Origin of the sequence: Duganella violaceipulchra (assembly GCF_019166075.1) — a bacterium.
Lineage (GTDB): Bacteria > Pseudomonadota > Gammaproteobacteria > Burkholderiales > Burkholderiaceae_D > Rugamonas > Rugamonas violaceipulchra.
In genome coordinates this window covers 1-24758 of record NZ_JAHTGR010000034.1, presented here as the reverse complement: position 1 = coordinate 24758, position 24758 = coordinate 1, and the positions used below count along the sequence as shown (strand labels likewise).

The 24758-nt window shown below is 67.4% G+C and carries 23 protein-coding genes and 1 rRNA gene; 4 read left to right on the top strand and 20 right to left on the bottom strand.

Annotated features, from left to right (window positions below):
- Positions 1-8 precede the first annotated feature (8 nt).
- The 8 genes from KVP70_RS31805 to KVP70_RS31770 form a co-directional block, all read right to left on the bottom strand.
- Entirely contained in the window at positions 9-998 is a 990-nt protein-coding gene (locus KVP70_RS31805; protein WP_217946392.1) for a sensor domain-containing diguanylate cyclase, read from the bottom strand.
- A gap of 82 nt (positions 999-1080) precedes the next feature.
- A complete protein-coding gene (locus KVP70_RS34545) occupies positions 1081-2871 on the bottom strand; it encodes a DAHL domain-containing protein (protein WP_262311820.1) in 1791 nt (596 codons plus the stop codon).
- The gene (locus KVP70_RS31795; protein ID WP_217946391.1) at positions 2868-3824 is read right to left on the bottom strand and encodes a cytochrome-c peroxidase; all 957 of its coding nucleotides are present in this window, start codon (positions 3822-3824) and stop codon (positions 2868-2870) included. Before KVP70_RS31795 ends, KVP70_RS34545 begins: the two co-directional genes overlap by 4 nt.
- 19 nt (positions 3825-3843) lie before the next feature.
- The gene (locus KVP70_RS31790) at positions 3844-4764 is read right to left on the bottom strand and encodes a sensor histidine kinase (protein WP_217946390.1); all 921 of its coding nucleotides are present in this window, start codon (positions 4762-4764) and stop codon (positions 3844-3846) included.
- Between the two features lies 1 nt (position 4765).
- Entirely contained in the window at positions 4766-6922 is a 2157-nt protein-coding gene (locus KVP70_RS31785) for an EAL domain-containing protein (RefSeq protein ID WP_217946388.1), read from the bottom strand.
- On the bottom strand, positions 6919-7323 hold the full coding sequence (locus KVP70_RS31780) for a response regulator transcription factor (protein WP_217946387.1): 405 nt from the start codon (positions 7321-7323) through the stop codon (positions 6919-6921). Before KVP70_RS31780 ends, KVP70_RS31785 begins: the two co-directional genes overlap by 4 nt.
- Before the next feature lie 67 nt (positions 7324-7390).
- Positions 7391-8005, bottom strand: a complete 615-nt coding sequence (locus KVP70_RS31775) for a response regulator transcription factor (RefSeq protein WP_217946386.1) — start codon at positions 8003-8005, stop codon at positions 7391-7393.
- Positions 8002-10185: a sensor histidine kinase gene (locus KVP70_RS31770; protein ID WP_217946385.1), complete on the bottom strand. Its 2184-nt coding sequence runs from the start codon at positions 10183-10185 to the stop codon at positions 8002-8004. Before KVP70_RS31770 ends, KVP70_RS31775 begins: the two co-directional genes overlap by 4 nt.
- 336 nt (positions 10186-10521) lie before the next feature.
- Here KVP70_RS31770 and KVP70_RS31765 point away from each other — a divergent pair, with 336 nt between their 5' ends.
- A complete protein-coding gene (locus KVP70_RS31765) occupies positions 10522-10728 on the top strand; it encodes a hypothetical protein (RefSeq protein WP_217946384.1) in 207 nt (68 codons plus the stop codon).
- A gap of 15 nt (positions 10729-10743) precedes the next feature.
- Here the strand turns inward: KVP70_RS31765 and KVP70_RS31760 are convergent, their stop codons facing one another.
- The gene (locus KVP70_RS31760) at positions 10744-11310 is read right to left on the bottom strand and encodes an Hpt domain-containing protein (protein WP_217946383.1); all 567 of its coding nucleotides are present in this window, start codon (positions 11308-11310) and stop codon (positions 10744-10746) included.
- Positions 11307-12275 carry a CAP domain-containing protein gene (locus KVP70_RS31755; RefSeq protein WP_217946381.1) on the bottom strand — a complete coding sequence of 323 codons (969 nt, stop codon included), beginning with the start codon at positions 12273-12275 and terminating at the stop codon, positions 11307-11309. Before KVP70_RS31755 ends, KVP70_RS31760 begins: the two co-directional genes overlap by 4 nt.
- Positions 12276-12460: 185 nt before the next feature.
- On the opposite strand from KVP70_RS31755, the gene pssA reads away from it, so the two are divergent.
- Positions 12461-13216, top strand: coding sequence for a CDP-diacylglycerol--serine O-phosphatidyltransferase (gene pssA, locus KVP70_RS31750; protein WP_217946407.1), 756 nt, complete (start codon positions 12461-12463; stop codon positions 13214-13216).
- 4 nt (positions 13217-13220) lie between these two features.
- On the opposite strand, the gene KVP70_RS31745 is transcribed toward pssA, so the two are convergent.
- Positions 13221-14147, bottom strand: coding sequence for an aldo/keto reductase (locus KVP70_RS31745; protein WP_217946380.1), 927 nt, complete (start codon positions 14145-14147; stop codon positions 13221-13223).
- 169 nt (positions 14148-14316) lie between these two features.
- On the opposite strand from KVP70_RS31745, the gene KVP70_RS31740 reads away from it, so the two are divergent.
- On the top strand, positions 14317-15651 hold the full coding sequence (locus tag KVP70_RS31740; protein ID WP_262311819.1) for an EAL and HDOD domain-containing protein: 1335 nt from the start codon (positions 14317-14319) through the stop codon (positions 15649-15651).
- Between the two features lie 95 nt (positions 15652-15746).
- Here KVP70_RS31740 and KVP70_RS31735 read toward each other — a convergent pair whose 3' ends face one another.
- The 9 genes from KVP70_RS31735 to KVP70_RS31695 form a co-directional block, all read right to left on the bottom strand.
- Complete coding sequence (locus KVP70_RS31735) at positions 15747-16892, bottom strand: D-alanyl-D-alanine carboxypeptidase family protein (RefSeq protein ID WP_217946377.1); 1146 nt, start codon at positions 16890-16892, stop codon at positions 15747-15749.
- 48 nt (positions 16893-16940) lie between these two features.
- Positions 16941-17606 (bottom strand): alpha/beta hydrolase, encoded by a 666-nt coding sequence (locus KVP70_RS31730; protein ID WP_217946376.1) that lies wholly within the window; start codon positions 17604-17606, stop codon positions 16941-16943.
- A gap of 6 nt (positions 17607-17612) precedes the next feature.
- A complete protein-coding gene (locus tag KVP70_RS31725; protein ID WP_217946375.1) occupies positions 17613-17930 on the bottom strand; it encodes a (2Fe-2S) ferredoxin domain-containing protein in 318 nt (105 codons plus the stop codon).
- A 41-nt stretch (positions 17931-17971) separates the two neighbouring features.
- Positions 17972-19117 carry a VanZ family protein gene (locus KVP70_RS31720; RefSeq protein WP_217946374.1) on the bottom strand — a complete coding sequence of 382 codons (1146 nt, stop codon included), beginning with the start codon at positions 19115-19117 and terminating at the stop codon, positions 17972-17974.
- Between the two features lie 2 nt (positions 19118-19119).
- Positions 19120-19722, bottom strand: a complete 603-nt coding sequence (locus tag KVP70_RS31715) for an ABC-type transport auxiliary lipoprotein family protein (RefSeq protein WP_217946373.1) — start codon at positions 19720-19722, stop codon at positions 19120-19122.
- 11 nt (positions 19723-19733) lie between these two features.
- Positions 19734-20672 carry an MlaD family protein gene (locus tag KVP70_RS31710; RefSeq protein ID WP_217946371.1) on the bottom strand — a complete coding sequence of 313 codons (939 nt, stop codon included), beginning with the start codon at positions 20670-20672 and terminating at the stop codon, positions 19734-19736.
- A complete protein-coding gene (locus KVP70_RS31705; RefSeq protein ID WP_217946369.1) occupies positions 20672-21529 on the bottom strand; it encodes an ABC transporter ATP-binding protein in 858 nt (285 codons plus the stop codon). The genes KVP70_RS31710 and KVP70_RS31705 overlap by 1 nt, the downstream gene beginning before the upstream one ends.
- Complete coding sequence (locus KVP70_RS31700) at positions 21529-22656, bottom strand: MlaE family ABC transporter permease (protein ID WP_217946368.1); 1128 nt, start codon at positions 22654-22656, stop codon at positions 21529-21531. Before KVP70_RS31700 ends, KVP70_RS31705 begins: the two co-directional genes overlap by 1 nt.
- Before the next feature lie 68 nt (positions 22657-22724).
- Positions 22725-24197 carry a B12-binding domain-containing radical SAM protein gene (locus KVP70_RS31695; RefSeq protein WP_217946367.1) on the bottom strand — a complete coding sequence of 491 codons (1473 nt, stop codon included), beginning with the start codon at positions 24195-24197 and terminating at the stop codon, positions 22725-22727.
- A gap of 444 nt (positions 24198-24641) precedes the next feature.
- Between KVP70_RS31695 and KVP70_RS31690 the strand changes: the two genes are divergently transcribed.
- Positions 24642-24758, top strand: a 16S ribosomal RNA gene (locus KVP70_RS31690); the annotation flags it as partial.

The window sequence follows — 24758 nt, the reverse complement described above, 5'->3', positions numbered from 1 at the left end:
GTGGACAGTCAAGCGGCGGTTTCTGCCGGACGGTCGACGATCACGCAGTCGCGCCCTGCGCGCTTGGCGGCGTACAGGCAGCCGTCGGCGGCGGCCAGCATGGCGGCGGCGTCGCACTGGCGGTCCTTGTCGTAGGTGGCCACGCCGATGCTCATCGTCACGTGCGGACGGTTGGCTGCCGGCGCGTGGGTGATCTCCAGCGCGGCGATGCGGGCGCGGATCGCTTCGGCGTGCTGGGCCGCCTGTTCCGGGCCGGTGTCGGGCAGCACGGCGGCGAACTCCTCGCCGCCGTAGCGCGCGGCCAGGTCGGCCGGGCGTTGCAGCATGGCGGCGAAGGCTTCCGCCACCAGGGTCAGGCAGGCGTCGCCCTGCTGGTGGCCGAAGTGGTCGTTATAGGCCTTGAAGGAATCGATGTCCATCAGCAGCAGCGACAGCTGGCCGTGGTTGCGCTGCGCCCGGCGCAGCTCGCGGTCCAGCGCGACGTCGAAGTGGCGGCGGTTGGCGATGCCGGTCAAGCCATCCACATACGATTGCGCGCGCAGCGCCTCGGCCTGGCCGCGCAGCTGGCGTTCGCGGCCGACGGTGGTGCTGATGTCGCTCACCTCGATCAGGCAAAAGCGTTCCTTGCCTTCGGTGAAAGGCGTGACCGACACCGCCTGCTCGACCCGTTCGCCGCCCCAGGTGCCGGTCGGGTACAGCGGGAAGGGCGAGCGGTTCAGCGCCGGCGACAGTTGCTGCGGCAGGTTGCTCTGCATCGCGCTGTGCACCGCCTGCTCCAGCCGCTGGCCGCGCAGCTCGGGGAACTGCTCGAACAGGTCGCTGCCCTGCACGCGGTGGGCGGACAGGCCGGAATGGCTGGCCAGCCACTGGTTCCACATGACGATGCGGCCGCTGGCGTCGAGCACCATCAGCCCCAGGTTGGCCAGCCCGAGCACGCGCCCGGACAGGTGGGCGTGGCTGCCGGCGGCAGGCGAGGTGACGGTGGTGTTTGCTTGCATGCGCTGTTTTCCTGGCGTGACCGTGGAGTGGCTGTGGCGTGACCTCCCGATTATAAGCGCAGCCGCGCCGCGCCCGTATTTTCTACGCCTCGGCCATGCGGTGGCTGGCCGGCAGCGTCACGCGGAAGGTGCTGCCCCGGCCCGGCGTGCTTTGCACGTCGATGCGTCCGTGGTGGTTTTGCACGATGCCGTAGGACAGCGACAGCCCCAGCCCCGTGCCCTTGCCGATCGGCCGGGTGGTGTAGAAGGGGTCGAAGATGCGCGGCAGCGCCTCGGCGGCGATGCCGGCGCCGGTGTCGCTGACCTCGACCCAGACCTCGGTGCCTTCAGTGCCGCAGCGCACGGTGATGCTGCCGCGCTCGGGGCCGATGGACTGGGCGGCGTTTTGCAGCAGGTGCAGGAACACCTGGTTCAGTTGCGACGGCATGCATTCGATGTCCGGCATCGGGGCGAACTCGGTCTGGACGTCGGCCACCGCGTCCAGGTCGCTGCCGATCAGGTTGAGCGTCGATTGCAGGCCGCGGCGCAGGTCAGCCCACTCCCACTCCTGGCTGGCCTCCACGCGCGAAAACTGCTTCAGGTCCTGCACGATCTTGCCGACCCGCTGCATGCCGTGGCGCGATTCGGCCACCAGCACCGGTATGTCTTCCTTCAGGTAGGCCAGGTCGACCCGCTCGCGCGTGCGCGCCACCGCCTCGCGCGCGGCGGCGCCGGATTCGGCAGCTTCGTAGGCGTTGAGCAGCTCGAACAGCTTGTCCAGGTACTCTTCCAGCGTGCCGAAGTTGGAGGCCAGGAAGGCCAGCGGGTTGTTGATCTCGTGCGCCACGCCGGCCGCCAGCTGGCCGATCGAGGCCAGTTTTTCCGACTGCACCAGCCGGCTTTGCAGGGCTTTGCGCTCGGCCATTTCCTGCAGCAGCAGATGGTTCGCCTGCAGCAGCTCGCCGGTGCGCTCCTGCACCCGGCCTTCGAGGTGGTCGTTGGCGGTCTTCAGTTCGGCGTTGACGCGCTGGACCGTGGCGTGGCTGCGCAGCAGCCGCAGCGCGGTGTAGGCCAGCAGCCCGACCAGCAGCGCCGACAGCAGCAGCAGGCCGTAGCGGTAGGCGTGCAGGCGCTGCATCGCCAATTGCTGTTGCTGGCCCAGCAGGGCGCTGATGGCGTCGAGCCGATCGTTGCTGGGCGCCGCCGCGATGCCGGCCAGCAGCCGGTCGACCGTCGCCTGTTCGGCCAGCACGGTGCGCGCGTGGGCGCTCATGATCTCGATCCGGTCGTTCAGCCCGGCGGACAGGCCGGCGCGGGTGTTCGCCAGGCCGGCCAGTTCCCGCTCGACGTCGGCGCGGCTGCTGTCGGACGGGTTGTCGGCGTAGATCAGCACGGTCAGCAGCAAGCGGTTGGCGCCCGCCTCCGCATGGCCCATCGCCTCCGGCCGCTGGCCGCGCTGCTGGTTGGCCAGCGCGCCGATGTCCGCCGCTGCGGTGGGCAGGAAATCCAGCGAGTTGTGCAGCACCGCATTGTGCGACTTGAACGTCTCCATCAGGGCCGCCTTCGCGCTCAGCGTCTGCTGGTAGGCGTCCAGCGCGGCGGCCAGCGGCGGCGACGACGCCTCGATCTGCAAGGGCAGCTGGTGCAAGGCCGTCAGCGGATTGGCCAGCGCATCGTAGTTCGGGTTCTGGCCGATGCGCGCCTTGACCGCGTCGAGCTCCCATTGCGCGTCGAGCTGGCCCACTTGCCGCAGCAGCGCGACGTTGGCGAAGTAGTCGTTGCTGTCGTAGCCGAGGCTGCGCGCGTAGATCGCGCCCAGCAGCACGGCCAGCAACAGGCAGGCCAGCGGCAGCGAACGCAGGTGCTGCTTGAACCACAGGACGGGCGCGCTCACGGCTGCCCCGCCGGTGTGCTGTTGAGCGTGTTGAGGAACGCGATGATGTCGGCCTTGTCCTGCTTGCTGCCGCTGCGTCCCAGCTGGAATTTGAACATGACGTCGAGCGCCTGCTCCAGCGTGGCGGCCGAGCCGTCGTGGAAGTAGGGCGCGCTGCGGGTGACGTTGCGCAGGCTGGGCACCTTGAACACATGCAGGTCGTCGGGGTTGCCGGTGACGGCGTAGCGGCCGCGGTCGGCGTCGTTGGCACCGCCGCGCTGGGCGAAGTAGTCGCCCATGACGCCGAACTTCTGGAACATATTGCCGCCGACGTTGACGCCCTGGTGGCAGGCCACGCAGCCGAACCGCTTGAACTTGGCGTAGCCGGTCTTTTCCGCCGCCGTGATGGCGTTGGCGTCGCCGCGCAGGTACTGGTCGAAGCGGGCGTTGGGGGTGATCAGCGTGCGCTCGTAGCTGACGATGGCGTGGCGCAGGTTGGCGATGGTCAGGCCGTCGCGGTAGGCGGCCGCGAAGCCGTCGCGGTAGGCGGCGTCGCCCGCCAGCTTGGCCAGCACGGCTTCCCACGACGACCCCATCTCGACCGGATTGCGGATCACCATGTCGAGCTGGGCCTCCAGGGTGTCGGCGCGACCGTCCCAGAATTGCTTGAAGTTGAGCGCGGCGTTGAGCACGGTGGGGGCGTTGACGGCGCCCGGCTGGCCCAGGAAACCGAGCGACTTGGCGCGCCGGTCGCTGCCGCCGCGCGCGACGTCGTGGCAGCTGGCGCAGGCGACGCTGCTGTTGGCCGACAGCCGGACGTCGTTGAACAGGCGCCGGCCCAGCGCCGCCTTGGCCGGGTCCTGGTGCAAGCTCAGCGGCACCGGCGTGATCGGCTCGCCGGCCGGCGCGGCCGGCGCGGCGGCCAGGCCGGCGGCCAGGCACAGCAGGCGGAGGGATGGGGTCAGGGAGCGCATGGGGGAGCTCATGGGCCGCTCAGGCCGTTTGCCGCTGCGGCAGCACCACGCGGAAGGTGCTGCCCTTGCCCAGCTCGGTGCTGACGTCGATGCGGCCGCCGTGCCGGCGCACGATGTCCTGCACCAGCGACAGGCCGAGGCCGGTGCCCTGGCCGATCGGCTTGGTGGTGAAGCTGGGATCGAACAGGCGCGGCACATGTTCGGGCGCAATGCCGCTGCCGCTGTCGCTGACGGCGAACCAGACGTCGCCGTCGCCGGCGCCGGTGCGCAGGGTGATGCGGCCGCGTTGCGGGCCCAGCGCGTGGCTGGCGTTGACCACCAGGTTCATCACCACCTGGTTCAGCTGCGAGGGCAGGCATTGCACCGGCGGCAGCGCGCCGTAGTCGCGCACGATCTCGGCCCGCTCCCTGAGCTCGTTGCGCAGCATGTGGAGGGTGGCGTCGATGCCGCGGTGCAGGTCGGCCCACTCCCACTGCCGGGCTTGTTCGCCGGTGTGCGCATAGCTTTTCAGGTCCAGCACGATCTGGCGCACCCGCTGCATGCCGTCGCACGACTCCTGCACCAGCTGCGGCAGGTCGCGGCACAGCAAGGACAGGTCGAGCGCCGCGCGCAAGGCGGCCTGCGCCGGCGCTTGCGGGCAGGCGCAGGGTTGCTGCGCGCTGGCTTGCAGCAGCGCCAGCAGGGGCGTCAGGCTCTCTTGCAGCATCTCCAGGTTGGCGCTGACATAGGCCAGCGGGTTGTTGATCTCGTGGGCGATGCCGGCGGCGATATGGCCCAGGCTGGCCATCTTGCCGGCCTGGGCCAGCTGGCGGCGCAGCGCGCGCAGTTGTTCGTCGTAGGCCTCATAGCTGGCGCCGACGGCGGCGCTGAAGGCGGCCGGATCGGCCTGCGCCGAGCCGGGATCGAGCAGCTTGAGCTGGCTGGCCAGCAGTGGATGCATGTCAGCCTCCGGCGGCCGTGGCCAGCTGCGGCGCCGCAGCCTCCTGCAGGCCGTGCAGCTGCCAGTAGTGGCGGAAGGCGGCGGCGATGTTGCCGCGCAAGGTGCGGTTGTCCCAGGGTTTGGTGTAGAAGCGGTACAGGGCGCCGCGGTTGACCGATTCCATGATGGTGTTCAGGTCGGTGTAGCCGGACAGGATGATGCGGAAGGTGTCCGGATACATCTGCCTGATCTTGTCGAGCAGTTCGGTGCCGCTCATCTCCTCCATGCGCTGGTCGCACAGCACCAGCTGCACCGGGTGTTGCGCCAGCAGCGCGAAGGCCTGGGCCGCGCCGTTGGCGGTCAGCACGCGGTAGCCGTCCTGGCGCAGCAGGCGCTGCAGCGTGGTCAGCATGTGCGGCTCGTCGTCGATGATCAGCAAGGTGCGCTCGGGGGCGTCGCCGGCGCCCGCCGGCAGGCGCAGGCGGACGTCGCCGCGCAGCAGTTGTTCCAGCCGCGCCGCCGGCAGCGGCCGGCTGTAGAAATAGCCCTGGATCTGGTCGCAGCGGTGGCGTCCCAGGTAGGCCAACTGGGCCGCCGTCTCCACGCCTTCGGCCACCACCTCCAGCTTCAGGCTGTGGGCCATGGCGATGATGGCGTCGACCACGGCGGCGTCGTCGGGACTGCTGGTCACTTCGCGGATGAAGGCGATGTCGATCTTCAGCGTGTCGACCGGGAAGCGCTTCAGGTAGGCCAGGCTGGAATAGCCGGTGCCGAAGTCGTCGATGGCGATGTGCACCCCCATCGCGCGCAGCGCGCTCAGGGTGGCGGCGGTGCGGCCGATGTCGTCCATCATCGCGCTCTCGGTCACCTCCAGCGACAGCAGGCCGGGGGCGATGCCGTGGCGGGCGATGGCCGCGGCCACGGTTTGCTCCAGTTTGGTGTCGGCGAACTGGCGGCTGGCGACATTGACGGCGACCGGCAGCGGGCCGTTGGCGTGCGGCGCCCAGGCGGCGATCTGGCGGCAGGCCTGGTCGATGGCCCAGGCGCCGACCGGCACGATCAGGCCGCTGCGCTCGAGCTGCGGGATGAACTCGGCCGGCGACACCACGCCGTGGCCGGGCCGGTTCCAGCGCAGCAAGGCCTCGGCGCCCACCATGCGGCCGCTGCCGATCTGCACCTTGGGCTGGTAGTACAGTTCGAACTCGCCGCGTTCGCTGGCCTGGCGCAGCGCGTGCTCGAGCTGGTAGCGGGTCTGCGCCTGCAGGTCCATGGCGTCGGTGAAATAGCAGCAGTGGTCGCGCCCTTCCTGCTTGGCCTGGTGCAGGGCGATGTCGGCGTAGCGCAGCAGCGTGCCGACGTCGTCGATGTCGGCCGGGCAGGCGGCGATGCCGATGCTGACCGACATCGTGGCGTGGCCGCCGGGCAGGTCGAACGGCTGCCGCAGCGCCGCGCGGATCTGGTCGGCGATCTGGCCGGCCTGTGACAGCTGGGCCGGCAGCAGCAGCGCGAATTCGTCGTTGCCCAGGCGGCCGATGGTGGCGGGCGGCGGCGCCAGCTGGCCCAGCCGCCGAGCGAACTGGCACAGCAGGGCGTCGCCGGCGGCGTGGCCCTGGGTGTCGTTGATGGCGGTGAAACCGTCCAGGTCGACCAGCAGCAGGGCGCTGGCGCGCGGCCAGGCCGCCGCCAGCTGCGGCACCATGGTCTGGGCGAACAGCTGGCGGTTCGGCAGGCCGGTCAGGCGGTCGTGGCCGGCCATGCGCAGCCCGTAGTTGCGGCTGCCGGTGTAGAGCAGCCTGACCTCCAGCATATTGCGGATGCGCGAGAGCAGCTCGTCGTAGTCGTAGGGCTTGCACAGGAAGTCCTTGGCGCCGGTCTGCAGTGCGCGCAGCTTGTAGTCCGGCTCGGCGGACACCACCAACACCGGCAGGTATTGCTCGGTCTCGATCTGGCGCAGGCTGTCGAGCACTTCGAAGCCGTCCATGCCCGGCATGTTCAGGTCCAGCACGATCAGGTCGTAGTGGTGCAGGCGGTGCATGGCGGCCACCGCCGGCGCGTCGCTGGTGCTGCTGACGTCGGTGTAGCCGGCGCTGGCCAGCACATGTTCGAGCAGGGTCAGATTGACCTGCTGGTCGTCGACCAGCAGGATCTTGGCGGCGTGCAGTGCGGTGGTCGAGGTCATGGCCGTGGGGCTCCGGTGCGGGACGCCGGCGCCGGGCCGCAGGCCAGGCTGATGGTGTCCAGTAACAATTGATCGTTGACGGGTTTGCTCAGATAGGCCAGCGGCCGGTGTTGTTGCGCCTGCGCCTGTTCGGCCGGGGTCGGGTGGCCGGTGAGGATGATGACGCCGACCTCGGGCGCCTGCGCGGCCAGCCTGGCCTGCACCTCCAGCCCGGACAGGCCCGGCATGTGCACGTCCAGCACCACGCAGCAGGGACGGGCGCCGTCGAGCGCGGCCAGGAAGTCGGCGCCGCCGGCGTAGGCCTGGGCGGCGATGCCGCTAGCCCGCAGCAGGCGCAGCAGCGCGCGCCGTACCGCGTCGTCGTCGTCTACTACAGCCACCCAGGGAAGTGAGGTATCCATGACTGCACAATAGCCCGGCGGCAACTGCGCGGCTATTGGACCTTGGGCCTATGGGCCTTCGCGCTGGCTAGCCCTGGCGCGCGCGGTCGACCAGGCGCACCAGCGCGCTCACCGAGCGCACTTGCATTTTCGCCATCACGCGCGCGCGGTGCACCTTGACGGTCTTTTCCACCGTGCCCAGCGCGGCCGCGACCTGCTTGTTGAGCAAGCCTTCGACGACCAGGTGCAGCACCTCGGTCTCGCGCGGGGTCAGCGTGGCCAGCCGCTGGCGGATCTCGTCGAGCTCGGCGCCCGCGCTGCGCGCCGCGCGGTGCTGGGCCAGTGCCGCGTGGATGGCGGCGATCAGCCGTTCGTCGTCGACCGGTTTGGTCAGGAAGTCGGCCGCGCCCAGTTTCATGGCGCGCACGCCGGTGTCGATATCGCCGTGGCCGGTCAGGAAGATGATGGGCAGGGTGTTGGCGCGCGCGGCCAGCGCCTGCTGCAGCGCCAGCCCGCCCATCTCCGGCATCGCCAGGTCCAGCACCAGGCAGCCGTCGGCGCCGTCCGCCGCCAGCGCGTCGAGGAAGGCGCGGGCGCTGGCGTAGGGTTGCACCGCGAAGCCGGCCGCGCCCAGCAGCCGCGCCAGCGCCTTCAGCACGGCCGGCTGGTCGTCGACCAGGAACACCCGCTGCGGGCCGCTCACGGCGCGGCCTCGGCCAGCGGCAGGCGCAGGTGGAAGCTGGCGCCGCCGTCCGGATTGTTGTGCGCCCACAGTGTGCCGTGGTGGGCGCCGGCGATGCTGCGGCAGATCGACAGCCCCAGCCCCATGCCGCGCGTCTTGGTGGTGAAGAAGGGATCGAAGATGCGCGGCAGCGTCTCCTGCACGATGCCGGGGCCGTGGTCGATCACGCTGAACAGCACGGCGTCGCCGTCGCGCGCGCAGCGCAGCACGATCACGCCGTCCGACAGCTGCGGCGCGGCCTGGGCGTCGCAGGCGTTCATCAGCAGGTTGATCAGCACCTGCTGCAGCTGCACCGGATCGGCGCTGAGCGTCAGCGCCTGTTCGCCGAGCTCGGTGCGCACGGTCAGGCCGTGGTGGATCAGGTCGTTGCGCACCAGGCGGATCACGCCGTCCACCAGCGCGCCCGCGTCCACCGGCTGGCGCGGCATGTCCTGCTTGCCGAACAGGCGCCGCAGGCGCTCGATGATGTCGCCGGCGCGCTTGTCCTCGTCGACGATGTCGTCCAGGATCTCGGCCACCTCGGCCAGGTCGGGCGCCGGCCGCGCCAGGAAGCGGCGGGCCGCCTGGGCGTTGCTGAGGATGGCCGTGAGTGGCTGGTTCAGCTCGTGCGCCAGCGCGCCCGACAGCTCGCCCAGCATGGCCACCCGCGCCAGGTGGGTGACTTCCTTCTGCTTTTGCTGCACCTCCAGCTCGGCCTGCTTGCGCTGGGTGATGTCGAGCGAGACGCCGCGCACCCGCAGCGGCCGGCCCTGGGCGTCGTGCTCGATGCTGCCGTGCGAGCCGATCCAGCGCTGTTCGCCGCCGGCCAGCAGCAGCCGGTATTCCATGTCGTAGCGCGGCGCGCCGTGCTGGGTGTGGTTGAGGGTGTCGCGGACGGCGGCGCGGTCGTCCGGGTGCACCTTGGCCAGCAGGTCGGCAAGGCTCAGCTGTTGTTCCGGGGCGAAGCCGAACAGCGCGCGCCACTGTTCCGAGCACCAGATGCGCGAGTCGCTCAGCTCGCGGGTCCAGATGCCCAGATGGGCGGCGTTGGCCGCCAGCGCCAGGCGTTGCTCGCTTTCGCGCATGTCGGCGCGGGCTTGCCGCACGCTGAGCGCGGCGTCGCGCAGGGCGTGGCCCAGCTCGTTGGCTTCGCGGAAGTGCAGCGGCGGGATCGCCAGGCTGGCGCCGGCGCCGACCGCGCGCGCCGGCGCCACCAGCGCCTGCACCGAATCGGCGATGCGCCCGCCCAGCAGCCACGCCAGCGCCAGGCCGGCGCCGAGCGCGGCGAGCGTCACCGACACCAGCCAGGCCAGCGTGCGGTACAGGCTGGCCGTGAGCTCCTCGCTCGGGATGCCCAGCACGGCGCTCCAGCCGGTGCGGGTCGAGCGGCTGTAGACCAGGTACACGTCCTGGCCGTCGAGCGAGCGCGTGGCCAGGCCGGACTCGCTGGCGCTGGCCAGCTGCTGGCGCAGCGCGGCGCTGACCTGGCGGCCGGCGTAGGTGTCGAGCTCGCGCGAGCGGGTGGCCACCCGGCCTTCGGTGTCGAGCACGCTGGCGCGCCAGTTGGCCGGCAGCTTTTGTTCGCTCAGCACATGTTGCAGGCGCTGCGGCGTGAAGATGGCGTTGAGCGTCATCACGGTGGCGCCGGCGCGCCGCACCGGCACGCCGACGCTGAAGATGGGGCGGCCGTTGAGCGGGCCGATGAACATGTCGGACACGCCGGGCCGGCCGCTGGCCAGGATGCGTTGCAGCAGCGGCGCCCGCCCCAGCCTGGCCAGCGGCGCGCCGTAGGGGCGGCGGGTCGACAGCAGCAGCGTGCCATCGGTGTCGAGCAGGACGATGCTGTCGGCGCCCAGCTGGTCGACCAGGCCGGTGGCGCGCTGGTGGAAGCCGCGCAAGTCCTGCTTGAGCAGCATGGTCGAGGTGCTCAGCATTTGCAGCGCCAGTTGGGTGCTGGCGATGTCGCGGTCGGTGGCGGCGATGATGGCGCGGGCGCGGCTGATGGTGTGGTCGATCAGCTGCGCCCTTTCCCTCTGGTAGAAGTGCACGATCAGGAAGGCGGTCACGACCGCGACTGGCAGGATGCAAGCGATGACCAGGAGCGCAAGACTGGCGCGCACGCCGGGAGCGTGGTGCCGGGTCGGGGCGGGCGCGGAGCTCATGGATTGCTGGGGGCTTTATTGGCGGCGTCGGAACGGCGGGAGTGTCGGGCGATAGTGATCGAGTTTGCCCCGAGACTGGCGGCAAGTCACGACAAATCGCGGCCCGATGTTGCCTGCCGGACTCACTATCATTTTTTACTTTTCCATTAATAAATTTTTCCTCATTCTACAGCGCTGGCGCTGCGGCTGAGCCGCCACGTTTTCGGGCTTTTGACGCATGGGGCCGCCACGCCGAACCTGCTATCATGATTTGGTTGAGAATTCTCATACATCGGATATTCCGCTGAAGTAATCTTGCAAACGTGGACCTGAGCACTGCCTGGAAAGGAGGCGATCGTGGAACCGACACAAGAGAGCGTACCGGATGATGGCGCCGGCGTTGCGCCGTCCGCCGCGGCGCCGCCCGCGCCCGCGCGCACCCGCCAGACCTTGCCGCCCAAGGGCGCCTGCTGGTACTGCGACAAACCGTTGGACAATGTGCGCCGTTTCTGCGACAAGGAGTGCGCCGACGCCTTCGACGAGGAAAAGGAATATACCCGCTGAGTTCAGGCCGCGTGCTTAAGCCGGGGCGGCGCGCAGCTGGGCCAGCGCCGTCTCGAAATCGAACTGGTGGGCCGCGCTCGTCACCTGCGCGAAGCGCGCCACGCCCAGCGCGCCGGCCAGCAGCGTGGCCGACTGTTCCAGCACATCGATCGCCGCCCCATCGCCTTCCTCCAGCAGCCGCGCCAGGCGTTGCAGCAGCAGACGCGCGTCCGGCGCCGCGGCCGGCGGGGCCGGGCTGGCGGCCGCCGGCGCGGCCGCCAGCAGCGCGGCGATCGCCTCCATCAGCCGCGCCAGCGCCTGTTCCAGCGGCGCCAGCGGCGCGGCGCAGCCCGCCGCCTCCAGCACCGCCGCCAGCTGCTGCACCTGGCGCGCGCCTATCATGCCGGCCGCGCCCTTGACGGTGTGGACGATGCGCGTCGCGCCCGCGCGCTCGCCGGCCGCCAGCGCCGCGCCCACCTCGGCCGCCGCCGCGTGGTAGCGCTGCTGGAAGCGCCGCAGGATGTTCAGGTACAGCGCGTAGTCGCCCATCAGCTGTTGCAGGCCGCTGGCCACGTCCAGCACGGCGTCGGCGGGCGCGTTCATCGGGTGGTGAAGGACCAGTTGCGGGTCACCGGCACGCCGGCCACCACGCCGCTGAAGCTGACGTCGTAGACGGTGGCGCCCTTGAGCGGCGCCAGCGGCACGATGGCGGCCGCCGTCTCCGGCGTCAGGGCGTCGGCCGCATGGCTGAGCAGGCGCACCTCCAGCGCGGCGCCACCGCGCGGCGCCACCGTGAAGCTTTGCACCGTGACGCCGACGCCGGTGCGCACGGTGTCGGCGTGGACGCTGATCGGATAGCCGACCTCGTTGCGTCCCGGCACCGGGTCGGGCGATTCGCTGTCGCTGAAGAAGTTGACCGGCACGCCGCCCTGGTTGGCGGCCGGGTAGTTGACGATGCGGCCGGCGCCCAGGCCGGCGCCGTAGCCGCCGACGGCGGTCAGGTCGGCGGTGAAATAGGTGTAGCTGGCGCTGGTGGTGGCGGCGCCGGTGCCGATTTCCTTGAACACCGGCTCGAACATCACGAAGCGGTGGTAGATCGCGGTGATCAGTTCTTCCGCCTGGTAAAAGCCGGACGGGTTGCTGGTGGCGGAAATCACTTCGCCGATCGCATACGGCGGCGTCACCTGGTAGCCGGCGCTGGTCAGGCGGGTGAGCAGGGTGACGCCGGTATAGCCAGGCAGGCCGGGCGTCTGCTCGTGGGTGACGCTGTTGTTCAGGCGCTGGTAGTCGGAATGGCTCTGGGCGGCGGCGTCGATGCGGGCGTTGCGCGCCAGCACGGACAGGCCCAGCAGCGCGCGCCGGTAGTTGATCCAGTTGTAGCCGTCGAGCGCGGTGTTGCCGCTGTAGGCGGGCGCGCCCGGCGCCTGGGTCAGGTCGGGCGGCGCGACGCCGGTGCTGGCGCTGGTGGACGCGCCGCCACCGCCGCCGCAGGCGGACAAAATCAGGCTCAACAGCAGGGCCGGCAGCAAGGCGGACGGCGCGGGGGCGCGGCGACGGTGGGTCATCATGGGAACTCCTGTGCAGTGTGCCGCCGGGCCGTGGCCGGCTGTTGCAATTTTATGCCAGATTTGAGTCTGGCAGCACCCGGTATGAACAAGGAGGCCACCGGGTTAAAATGGTAAGCTTGCCGTTTGCTGTGCACCGCGGCGTTTTTTTGATTGCCCCCAATTTGAAGCCATTACACCATGCGCGCGTGCAGCGCGCCAAGTTCGCCTTGCCCAGCCTGGTCACCCTGATGTCGATCGCCTGCGGCTTCGGCAGCATCGTCATCTCGGTCGACAACGCCCTGGTCGGGTCCGCCCATGATTACCGGCTGGCCGCCGTGCTGCTGGTGCTGGCCGGCGTGTTCGACGCGCTCGACGGCCTGGTCGCGCGCACCACCAACACCGCCTCCGCCTTCGGCATGCAGCTCGACTCGCTGGCCGACATGATGAACTTCGGCTGCGCGCCGGCCTTGCTGTTGTATTGTTACGGCTTCGTGCAGCTGGGCGTCGACCATCCGACCCTGCTGCGCATGGGCGGCATCGCCAGCTTCTTTTTTGTCGCCTGCGGCGCGCTGCGGCTGGCGCGCTTCAATGTGAATGTCGGCCGCACCGATCCGCGCTACTTCGTCGGCATGCCCAGCACGGCGGGCGCGGCCTGTGTGGCCTCGGTGGTGGCGGCGTGGCCGGACCCGGCGGCCTCGGTGCTGCATGGCGGCCTGATCGTCGCGCTGCTGTTCGTGGTGGGCGGCCTGATGGTGACCACCGTGCGCTTCCCCAGCTCCAAGCAAAAGAAAAGCAAGGCCGCGCTGGTGCTGCTGGTGGTCAACCTGGGCTTGCTGGCCTGGTTGCAGGCCATGTACTTCGCGCTGTTCTTCGCCGTCTACATCGCCGGCACGCTGGCGCTGAACCTGGCGTGGCGCCAGGGCTGGCGCGGCATCGCGCCGCCGCTGGTCTACGCAGACTAGGCGCTCAAGCCACTTCGTGACCGCGCGCCGCGCGCAGGATCGCGAACCACTGGCTGCGGCTCAGGCTGAACTGGGTCGCCTCCACCGCCTCGGCCACCGCCTGGATGCGGCCCGAGCCGGTCAGCGGCAGCGGCCGGCTCGGCAGCTGCATAATCCACGCGAACACCACGCTGCCGAACGGCCGCTGCAGCTCATCTGCCACCTGCTGGATCGCGGCGCGCACGCGGCTGCCGTCGGCGTCGTCGCGGCTGAACAGGCGGCCGCCGGCGAGCGGCGACCAGATCATCGGCGCCACGCCCAGGTCTTGCAGGCCGTCGAAGGTTTGATCGAACAGCGGCGCCACGCACAGCGGCGAGAACTCGACCTGGTTGGTCGCCAGCGGGATGCGGCGGTTCAGGCATTCGAACTGGTGGCGGCTGAAGTTGGACACGCCGAAGTGCTGGACCTTGCCGGCCTGGCGCAGCCGCTCGAAGGCGCCGGCGATGTCGTCGAAATCCATCAGCGGGTCGGGGCGGTGGATCAGCAGCAGGTCCAGGTGGTCGGTGCCGAGCTGGCGCAGCGAGTTTTCCGCCGAGGCGATGATGTGGCTGGCGCTGGTGTCATAGTGCTGGATGGTGTGGTCCGGCCGCGCCGCGTTGACCAGCTTGATGCCGCACTTGCTCACCAGTTGCATGCGCGCGCGCAGCGACGGCTGCAGTGCCAGCGCTTCGCCGAATACCGCCTCGACGCCGTAGCCGCCGTAGATGTCGGCATGGTCGAAACTGGTGACGCCCATGGCCAGGCATTGCTCGATGAAGGCGACGCGTTGCTGCGGCGTCAGTTTCCATTCGTTCATGCGCCACATGCCGGCCACGATGCGCGACAGGGACAGCCCGCCTTTGCTGGTGACGATGGCGGGGCAGGTCAGGTCGGTCGGCGGGGCGTAGCTCATGGTCGCACTTTCTGGGGTGAGGGGAGTGACGCAGATTATAGCTGCAAGCTTGTACTTTAGTTACGCGGGTCTATGTTTATCTGGCAATGAATTTTTCGGCGGCGGGCGTTTTTCGCCCGGTTTTTCATTGTATGATCGAAATTAATATTCGGTGATGGAGGGTAAGCAAGTGGGCTTCTTATCGTTTCTGAAAACCAAACCGGAACCCGCGCCCGCGCCGGCCGTCGCGCCCGCCAAGGCGGCGCCGGCGCCAGCCCCCGCCGCCGAACATGAAGGCGATCCCGAGGCGATCGTGGTGCGCGCCGAGATCGTCGACGAGCGCCACCGCCTGTGCGGCTACCGCTTTTCCGTGCCCTTCGGCGGCAACCGCGCGCCGCTGCCGGAGCCGGTGCTGATCGAGACCCTGGTCGCGGCCCGCCTGCCGCAGTTTGCCCAGAACCGGGTCGCGCTGGTGCAGCTGAGCATGGACGCGGTGATCTTCAACCGCCATGCGCCGCTGGTGGCGCCGCACACCGTTTTCATGCTCGACCGCAAGGGCGCCAGCCTGCCGGTGGAGCAGATCGCCGGCCGCATGACGGCGCTGCGCGAGACCGGCTGCAAGGTGGCGCTGCGCGGCGTCTCGCTGGACCCGGCCGACGCGCCGCTGCTGGCGGTGTGCGACGTCGCCATGCTGTCGCTGGGCGAGCATACGCTGGCCGATTTCCAGTCCCTGATCAAGCAGTTGCGCATGCGCTATCCCGACATGAAGCTGGCGGTCGACGGCGTCGAAACCTGGGACGAACAGCGCATGTGCATGTCGTGGGGCTGCAATTACTTCATGGGCCACTTCCTGACCACCAGTGACAAGGTGGACCCGGACGCCAAGGTCGACCAGAGCCGCATGACCTCGATCGAGTTGCTCAACCTGCTGCGCACCGACGCCGAACTGCCGGCCATGATCGAAGTGGCCAAGCGCGATCCCGGCATGACCTACCAGGTGCTGCAATGGGCCAACGCGCCGAGCAACGGCCAGACCACCAAGGTGACCAGCCTGCAGCAAGCGTTCATGGTGCTGGGGCGCAATCAGCTATACCGGGGCTTGACGGTGTCGATGTTCCGCCTGGGCGGCGGCGCCAACCAGGCGCGCGATGAATCGCTGCTGGAAGTGGCGTTGACGCGCGCGCGTTTCCTGGAGACGTGCAGCAAGCTGCCGCAGGCCCAGCGCGACGAGTTGTTCCTGGTGGGCTTGTTGTCCTTGTTCGACGTCCTGCTGGGTGTGCCGATGGCCAACCTGGTCGACAAGATGCACCTGTCGGACGCTATCCGCGACGTGCTGCTCAACAGTGACGGGGTCTACGGGCCCTACCTGACGATCGTGCTGCTGCTCGAGCGCGACAAGGTCGAGCGGGCGTTGGAGATCGCCGAGAAGCAGGGGCTGGATATGGAGGGTCTGGGCATGGTCGGCCAGGCGGCCTTCAAATGGGCGCAGGAATCGATGCAGCACACCCACGCCAACGACGACTAACAGCGGGGGTCAAGTCTGACATTCGGACACGAGCTCTGCCGTAACTTGCGCTACGGCAGAGCTCGTGTCCGAATGTCAGACTTGACCCCCGTGTTTTATTTCAGCCAGAGGCGGATCGAGTCCCAGGCGCGGCCGAAGATCGAGGCTTGATCGACGGTTTCCAGCGCCACCACCGGCAATTCCAGCAGCGGCTTGCCGTCCACCATCATCTTCAGCGAACCGACGCGGCTGTTCTCGGCCAGCGGCGCGACCAGCGGGTCCTTGCGCTCGAGCAGCGGCTTCATCTTGGCGGCCACGCCCTTCGGCACCGTCACCAGCACGTCGTTGGCGAAGCCGATCTTGACCACGCTCTTGGAACCCTTCCAGATCTCCGGCGTGGCGATGGCCTGGCCCTTGGCGTACAGCTTGACCGTGTCGAAGTTCTGGAAGCCCCAGTTCAGCAGCTTCTGGCTCTCCTGCGTGCGCGACTGGTCGGACGAGGTGCCCAGCACCACCGACACCAGGCGGCGCTCGCCGGCGCCGTTGGGACGGTGCGCCGAGGCGATCATGCAGTAGCCGGCCGCTTCGGTGTGGCCGGTCTTCATGCCGTCGACGGTCGGATCGAGCCACAGCAGGCGGTTGCGGTTGGGCTGGGTGATCTTGTTATAGGTGAAGCTCTTGACCGAGTCGATCTTGTAGAACTCCGGGAAGTCCAGGATCACGCGCTTGGCCAGCACCGACAGGTCTTGCGCGGTCGAGTAGTTCTCCGGGCTCGGCAGGCCGTGCGGGTTGGCGAAGTGGGTGTTGGTCAGGCCCATGCGCTGGGCTTCCTTGTTCATCATCACCACGAAGGCGGACTCGTCGCCGGCGACCGCCTCGGCCAGCGCCACGGCGGCGTCGTTGCCCGACTGCACCATCAGCCCGTACAGCAGGTCGTTGATGCTGACCGGCGTGGCCGGGTCGATGAACATCTTGGAGCTGCTCGAATCGACCTTCCATGCCTTGGTGGAGACGTTGACCATCTGTTTCAGGTCAATTTTCTTGTCGCGCAGCGCGCCGAAGGTGACATAGGCCGTCATGATCTTGGTCAGCGAGGCCGGTTCGATGCGGGCGTTCGGATCTTGCGAGGCGATGATCTGGCCGCTGGTGGCGTCGAGCAACAGCCAGGATTTGGCGGCGATGGTCGGCGGCGGCAGGGTCTGGGCGACGGCGGCGGACATCAACATGACACTGGTGGCCAGTGCCGCGATAATTTTTTTCATGGGGTGCTTTATTCGGTAAAAAGTTAAAGGCGCAGCGATTATAGGACCTTAGTCGGCCGCTGCGGTGTCCGTTTCCATCTCGGCAACGTCGCCGCCGCGCTGCCACAGCTGCGTCACCCAGCTCTTGATGTGCTGGAGTTTGCGGTGGAAGAAGTGGTCGGCGCCGGGGATCACGATGACCGGTATGTCCTGCGGGCGCAGCCAGTCGAGCACGTCGATCAGCGGGATGGTGTCGTCGTTTTCGCCGTGGATCAGGATGGTGTCGGCCGGGATCGCAGCCATGTCCCACTTCTTGGCGGCGGCGCCGACCAGCACCAGGCGCTCGGCCGGCGTGCCGGCGGCGGCCAGGCGCGGCGCCAGCTGCGACTGCACGAAGGTGCCGAACGAGAAGCCCGCCAGCGCCACCGGCAGGCCCGGATATTTGGTCGTCATCCAGGCGTGCAGCACGGCCATGTCGTCGGTCTCGCCGACGCCGTGGTCATGCACGCCTTCCGAGGCGCCGACGCCGCGGAAGTTGATGCGCGCCACCACGTAGCCCAGGTTGACGAAGGTGCGCGCCAGGGTGACGGCGACCTTGTTGTCCATGGTGCCGCCGTACAGCGGATGCGGATGGGCCACCAGCGCGATGCCGCGCGGCGCGTGCTTCGGATGGTCGAGCACGCCTTCCATTTGGCCGGCGCCGCCGGCCAGGGTGAATTTTTCGTTCTTGTTCATGGCTCTTTAGATTTTGAGACGGTCGACAACCTTGCCCTGCACCAGATGGGTATCGATGATTTCATCGATGTCGCTGGTGTCGACGTAGGTGTACCAGGTGCCTTCGGGATAGACCACCAGCACCGGGCCTTCTTCGCAACGGTCCAGGCAGCCCGCCTGGTTGATGCGGACCTGGCCCTGGCCGTTGATGTTGAGTTCCTTGCAGCGCTTCTTGGCGTGCTTTTGCGCGCTTTCCGCGCCGTGGTCGCCGCAGCTGTTGCGGCCGTCGTCACGCTTGTTCATGCAGAAGAAGACGTGGTGTTTGAAATAGGGTGTATCGCTCATCGCTGTATCTCGGGGAAAGTGGTAGCCGCTATGATACCCGCTCAGGGCTTATTGAGCTTGTGTGACGGCAGCCACAGGAACCATACCGCGAACAAGGGCCACAGCAGGGTCAGGAACTGTGCCGCGCCGTTGAAGTTGAGGAACTTGCCCTGCACCCAGGTCTGCAAGGTGGCGACGAAATACGGGTTGGCCGGCGTGGTGTTGACGATCACCAGGCTCAGCAGCAGGGTGGTGACCGCCAGCCGCCGCTGGGCCACATGCGGCGCGAACGCCAGGCCGGCCAGCATGATGGCGCCGATCAAAAAGCCGCCCTCGGCGCCCGGCGTGACCCAGACAAAGGCGTTTTCCGGCGAGAACAGCAGCGCCGTCGCCAGCGCCTTGACGACGACGGCCGCGCCTATCATGGCGGCCACCAGCAGGCCGCGCGGGGCCGGCTTGCGCAGCAGGCACAGCAGCGTCAGCGCCGCGCCCACCATGCCGCAGGCGGTGATGATGGTTTCGGACAGCCAGTATTGCTCCACCGTCAGGATGGCGTCCGGCCGCACGTAGCTGGCCAGGTCGATCTCGGTGTCGAGCAGCTGCGACAGCCATTCCGAAAAAATCGGCAGCAGCTGGCCCAGGCCGAACAAAAAGCTTTGCGGATACATCTGCGCCAGCGGCCACAACGCCAGCAGCACCAGGCCCTGGCTGGCGTGCGGCGCGAACCAGGCCTGGCGCAGGCGCTGCAACTGGCTGCGGTCGAGCAGGCGGCGCACGGTCAGCACGCCGATCACCGCGCCCAGCGCGCAGCCGGCGGCGTTGGTGTAGAAGTCCAGGTTGGAGGACACGCGGCTGGGCAGGTAGGTCTGCACGCCCTCCATCAGGCCCGAGACCAGCACGCCGCCGGCGGCGGCCATCAGCCAGGCCGCGACGCCCTTGAAGCGCGGGTAGAGCGCGTAGACGATCAGCGTCCCCAGCGGCATGTAGCCGACCACGTTGGTGATGGCGTCGAACTTGGTCCAGTAGCGCGGCATGCTGGTGTGTTCCAGGAAGATCAGCGGCGACAATCCCTGGTTGTGCCAGCCCGAGAACGGGAACCAGCTGGCGTAGACGATCAGCAGCACATAGGCCAGCAGCGCCGCCCGCGTGAACGGCGACGGCTTGCTGGCCGGCTCCGGCGCCGGCGTAACGGTGGTGGTCTGCGTCATGCCTACTGCGACGGCAGCGCCGTCAACCACGCCAGCACATCGGCGGTGACGGCGTCGGTGGCGGCGGCCAGCGCCTGGGCGCCTCCGGCGGCGTCCGGGCTCGGGGCCGGGCTGCTGCGGCTGAAGGTTTTCTGGTCCACCAGCTTGTGATTGCGGAACACCGAGGCGCGCAGGCTGACGATACCGGCGCTGCTGGTGGCGCTGTCGAAGTTCTGCGCGAAGTCGTTGACCTCCATGCGCAGCACGGTGGGGCTGGCGGCGGCGTCGGTGGTCGACAGCACCTTGACGCCGGCCTGCGCGATGCGCGCCTTCATGCGCTGGGTCATCAGCTGGAACGGCGTGGCGGTCCACTGGTTGTAGGCGTAGGGGCGCGACTGGCGCGCGTCCGCGTACAGCAGGCGGTATTGCATGCGTTCCGTGTCCAGCGCGGCGGGGCCGACGACATCGGCCACGATGACGGCGCCGATGGCGGCCGGCGCTTGCGCCTGCGGCAGCGGCAGCGGGCCGAAATCGTATTGCGCGGTCGGCTGGCCCTTGCTGGCGCAGGCGCCCAGCAGCATGCCGATGGCGGTGATGAGGATGGCATTGCGGATGGCGGTGGTCATCTCGGTGATCCTTATTTGGACGAGGCGGTAAAGCCTTCTTCGCCGGGGCCCGGCGGCGTGCCGGGCGAACCGAAGATCAGGCTTTGCGGACGGTCGTTAATCTTGTTCATGGTCTTGCGCAGCGCGCGCATCGAGGCCTTGGTGTCGTCGGACAGCGAGTTCACTTGCGGCAGCGTGTCGAGTTCTATGCCGCCGGCCACCGCATCCACCGAGCCGCCGATGCGGTCGGCGGTGGCGGCGATGCGGGCGATCGGGCCGTCCGGCGCCTGCAGGGTCTTTACCAGGCGGTCGGAATCGTTGGCCAGCGTGTTGAAGGAGTTCAGCGTGCGCTGCGTTTGTTCGGTCAGCGCCGGCAGCCTGGCGATGGTCGGTTCCAGCTTGGCCGGCAGTTCGCGGTAGGCGTTGGCGGTGGCGCTGACGTCGGAGAAGGCGCTGAGGATGGTCTTCTGGTTCTCTGGGCTGAGCAGATTATTGAGTTTGCGCGTGACTTCCTCGGACTGGGTCAGGATTTCCTTGCCGCGCTTTTCCAGCTGGTCGAAGAAGCCGGCGCGCAGCGGTATGCGGGCCGGGTTGTCGCTGTTGGTGGCCAGCAGCGGCGAACCGACCTTGTCGTCGTCGAGCTGGATGAAGGCGATGCCGGTCACGCCCTGGTAGCCCAGCGTGGCGAAGGTGGTCTTGGTGATCGGCGCGTCGGTGTTGATGTTGAGGGTGACCAGGATCTGCCCGGCCATCTTGGGATCGAAGGCGATGTTGGCGACCTTGCCCACCTCGAGGCCGCGGTAGCGCACCGGCGCCTGCGGGTTCAGGCCCGGCACCGATTGTGCGGTGGCGATGACGTAGGGCGCGCGTTCGACGCGGTCGCGGTTGAACCACAGGCCGAACAGGACCGCTGCGATCAGCAGCGTGATCGTGAAGAAGCCGGTGGTGAGTGCGTGGGATCTGTTTTCCATCAGTGGGACTCCGTATTGGTTTTTTCGTCCAGCGCTTCCAGCGCGCGGCGGCCGCGGTCACCGAGGAAGAACTCCTTGATGAATGGGTGGTCGACTGTCAGCACCTCTTTCAGTGGCCCCAGTGCGATCACGTGTTTTTCGGCCAGCACGGCGATGCGGGTCGACAGGGCGAACAGTGTATCGAGATCGTGGGTGACCATCACCACCGTCAGCCCCAGTTCGCGGTGCAGCGATTTGATCAGCGAGACGAAGGCTTCGGACAGGTCGGGATCGAGGCCGGCGGTCGGCTCGTCGAGGAACAGCAGCTTCGGTTCGAGCGCCAGCGCGCGCGCCAGCGCCACCCGCTTGACCATGCCGCCGGACAGGTCGGACGGCATCTTGTTCGCTTGTTCAGGACCCAGGCCCACCATGTTCATCTTCAGCAGCACGGCGTCGAGGATCAGGTCTTCGGGCAGCGTGTGCAGCTCGCGCATCGGCTGGGCGATGTTGTCGAATACCGTCAGCGCGGAATACAGCGCGCCCTGCTGGAACAGCATGCCCCAGTGGTTGCGCAACTGCTGCAATTGCTCGGAGTCGATTTCGCTGATGTCCTCGCCGAACACGCGCACGCAGCCGCGCGCCGGCTTTTCCAGGCCGAGCATCTGGCGCAGCAGCGTGGTCTTGCCGGTGCCGGAGCCGCCGACGATGGACAGGATCTCGCCCTGTTCGATCTCCAGGTTCAAATCCTGGTGGACCACGGTGCGGCCGTACTTGGTCCACAGGCCGGTGATCTCGACGATGGGAACGCTGCCGTCCAGTGTCAGTTCGCCGGTGCCGGGGCCGCAGGCTTTTTCGGGGACGAGTGCGTGACTGACCATCAGAACCCCACGCCGCTGAAGACGATCGCGAACACGGCGTCGGCCAGGATCACCGCGGTGATCGCCGTGACCACCGAGGTGGTGGTGCCGCGTCCCAGGCTTTCCGTGTTCGGCTTGATGCGCAGGCCGAAGTGGCAGGACACCAGCGCGATCAGGATGCCGAACACCACGCCTTTGCCCAAGCCTATCATGTAGTTCGCCAGCGGCACCGCGTCCGGCAGCTTGAGGATGAAGTATTGCGGCGACAGATTCAGTTCAACCTTGGCCGACACCATGCCGCCCAACAGCGCGATGGTATCGGTCCAGATCACCAGCAGCGGCATGGCGACGGCCAGGGCCAGCACCTTGGGCATGATCAGGCGGAAGCCGTGCGAGATACCCATCACCAGCATGGCGTCGAGTTCCTCGGTCACGCGCATCACGCCCAGCTGCGCGGTGATGGATGAGCCGGAGCGGCCGGCCACCAGGATCGCCGCCAGCAGCGGGCCCAGTTCGCGGATGATGCTCATGCCGAGCAGGTTGACCAGGAAGATGTCGCCGCCGAAGTTGCGCAACTGCTGCGCCGACAGATACGAGAACACCACGCCGATCAGGAAGCCGACCAGCGCCGTGATGCCCAGCGCCTGGAAGCCGGCGTGGAAAATATTGGCGGAGATTTCCTTCCACGGTCCGCGCATGGGCGCGCGCAGAAAGCGCCAGAACTCCTGCATCACCTGGCCGATCAGCGCGGTCAGCGCGATCAGGTGCTCGAAGAACAGCAGCATCGCGAAGCCGAGTTTCATCACCCACGTCAGGCGCTGTGCGCGGGGGCGCGGCAGTTCGAGCTTGCCGGTGGTTTCCAGACGGCTGAAGAATTCTTCCTGGCCGGGCGCCAGTTGCAGGTTGGCGGGGCGGGTTTTGCCCCAGGCGTTCCACAGTAGTTGGGCGCCGATGTGGTCCATGCTGTCGATCGCCGTCAAATCCCATTTGAGGTTGTCGGCCTTGAGCGTCTTGATCAGCGCCGTGATGGTGGCCATGGTGCGGCCCTGCGCCAGCGCGTGCACTTGCCACGTGCCGCCTGCGGCGACCGAAGGCCCCTTGGCGGCACCGGGATTGAGAGTGAGTGTGGGCTCTTTGGCAATAGGCATTTCGTCAGTTTAAGGGAGTTTCGCCCCGGCGGCTACCAATGGATGTGCAGCGGGGCGGGCTGCCCCGCTCAGGCGGCCAGCCTGCGGGCCTGCCGCTTGGGCGCCGGCGTCTCGACCGGTTTCGGTTTTGCGCTCGCATAATCGCTGGCTAGCAGGGCTTCGGCGGCATCCTTGTCCATGCCCTGGCTTTGCAGGTATTTGCACACCATCGCCACCAGGCGCTCCAGCGCGATGCGGTGGGTGGCGTCGGTATTGGCGTACAACCAGTCGGCAAACGCCATGAAACGGCCGAAGGCGTCGTCGCCCAGCAGCACCGGCAGCGTATGGCCGAAGCGGCCGGAGTTGGCCACCAGGTCCCAGTAGCGGGCGAAGCGCACCAGCCGCTGCATGGTCGGGAAGTCGATGTCGCGGTTGGCGAGGATGGTGTAGGGCGCGTACGGCTCGAACACCAGGCCGAATTCCTGCGTGTGGCGGATGATGGGCGTGCCGCGCAGGCGCTTGAGGATGCCGAACTGGATCTCGTGCGGATTCAAGGCCCACAGCTTGTTGAAGCCTGCGGCGAAGCTCTCCACCGTTTCGCCGGGCAGGCCGGCGATCAGGTCCACGTGCATGTGGGCGTTGGAGTGGTCGGTCAGCCAGCGGATGTTGTCGGCGGCTTTCTGGTTGTCCTGCTTGCGGCTGACCAGTGTCTGCACCGCCGGGTTGAAGCTCTGGATGCCGATCTCGAATTGCAGCGCGCCGTGCGGGAACTTGCTGATGCCCTCTTTCAGTGCGTCCGGCAGATGGTCAGGCACCAGCTCGAAGTGGGCGTAGACCGGGTCGTCCGGGTTCGCTTCCAGCTTATCGAGGAAGAACTGCATGATCTTCAGGCTGGTCTTGATATTCAGATTGAAGGTGCGGTCGACGAACTTGAACAGCCGTGCGCCGCGCGCATGCAGCGACTCCATCTCGGCCAGGAAGTTATCCAGTGCGAACGGCCACGCCGTCTTGTCCAGGGCAGACAGGCAGAACTCGCACTTGAACGGGCAGCCGCGCGAGGCTTCCACATAGATGGTGCGGTTCTTGATGTCGTCATCGGTGTAGAGCGAATAGGGCAGCTTGATCTCGGCCATCGGCGGCTGCACGCCGGCGTAAACCTTCATCAGCGGCTTGGGGCCGTGAATGATCTCGCCGCACAGTTTGGGGAAGGTGACGTCGCCCCAGCCGGTAATCAGGTAATCGGCCAGCTTCACGATCTCCTGCTCATTCGATTCGTAAGACACTTCCGGTCCGCCCAGAACCACCACCACATGCGGCGCCACGCGCTTGAGCATGGCGACGACTTTGGTGGTTTCTTCGACGTTCCATATATAGATGCCGAAACCGACGATCTGCGGCGCATGCGCCAGGATGCGCTCGACGATCTCGGTGGTCTTCGCGCCGATGACGAATTCCTGCAAGCGGGTCTGCTCCTGCAACTCTCCCATATTCGCTAGTAGATAGCGCAGTCCCAGCGAGGCGTGGGTGTAGCGGGCGTTGAGAGTAGTGAGCAGAATGGACATGACGTGCTTATGTTTCGGTGAAACCGCTATTTTACCCTTGCCAGCGTGGATGCCCTTTGCTATAGTTCGCCTCCCCGCAAAACGACACACGAAAATGTGCTGTTGAAGTGGGAAGTTTTTTAGTGAGATGAAACCACACTAAAAAACGGGGTTGACGAAAACGGCGAAACGCCTCATAATCTTCCTTCTTCGCAACTGACAAACACAACGCTTTGTCGCCGGTTGCAAGCAGTACCGAATTGAAGTTCTTTAAAAATTTACAGTCGATAAGTGTGGACGTTTGATGAAAGTGCGCAGCAGGCTAGTCCTGCTGATACTTAAAATATCAAATGTTCACAAGAAGTAATGAAATAGGCGCTACGCAAGTAGTGGCCTGTCAGTATTTTGAGTGAGCGACCCCTTAGCAATAAGGGTGCTACGAGAGTAGCAAAAGTAACAGAGATTAAACTGAAGAGTTTGATCCTGGCTCAGATTGAACGCTGGCGGCATGCCTTACACATGCAAGTCGAACGGCAGCGCGGGGCAACCTGGCGGCGAGTGGCGAACGGGTGAGTAATATAT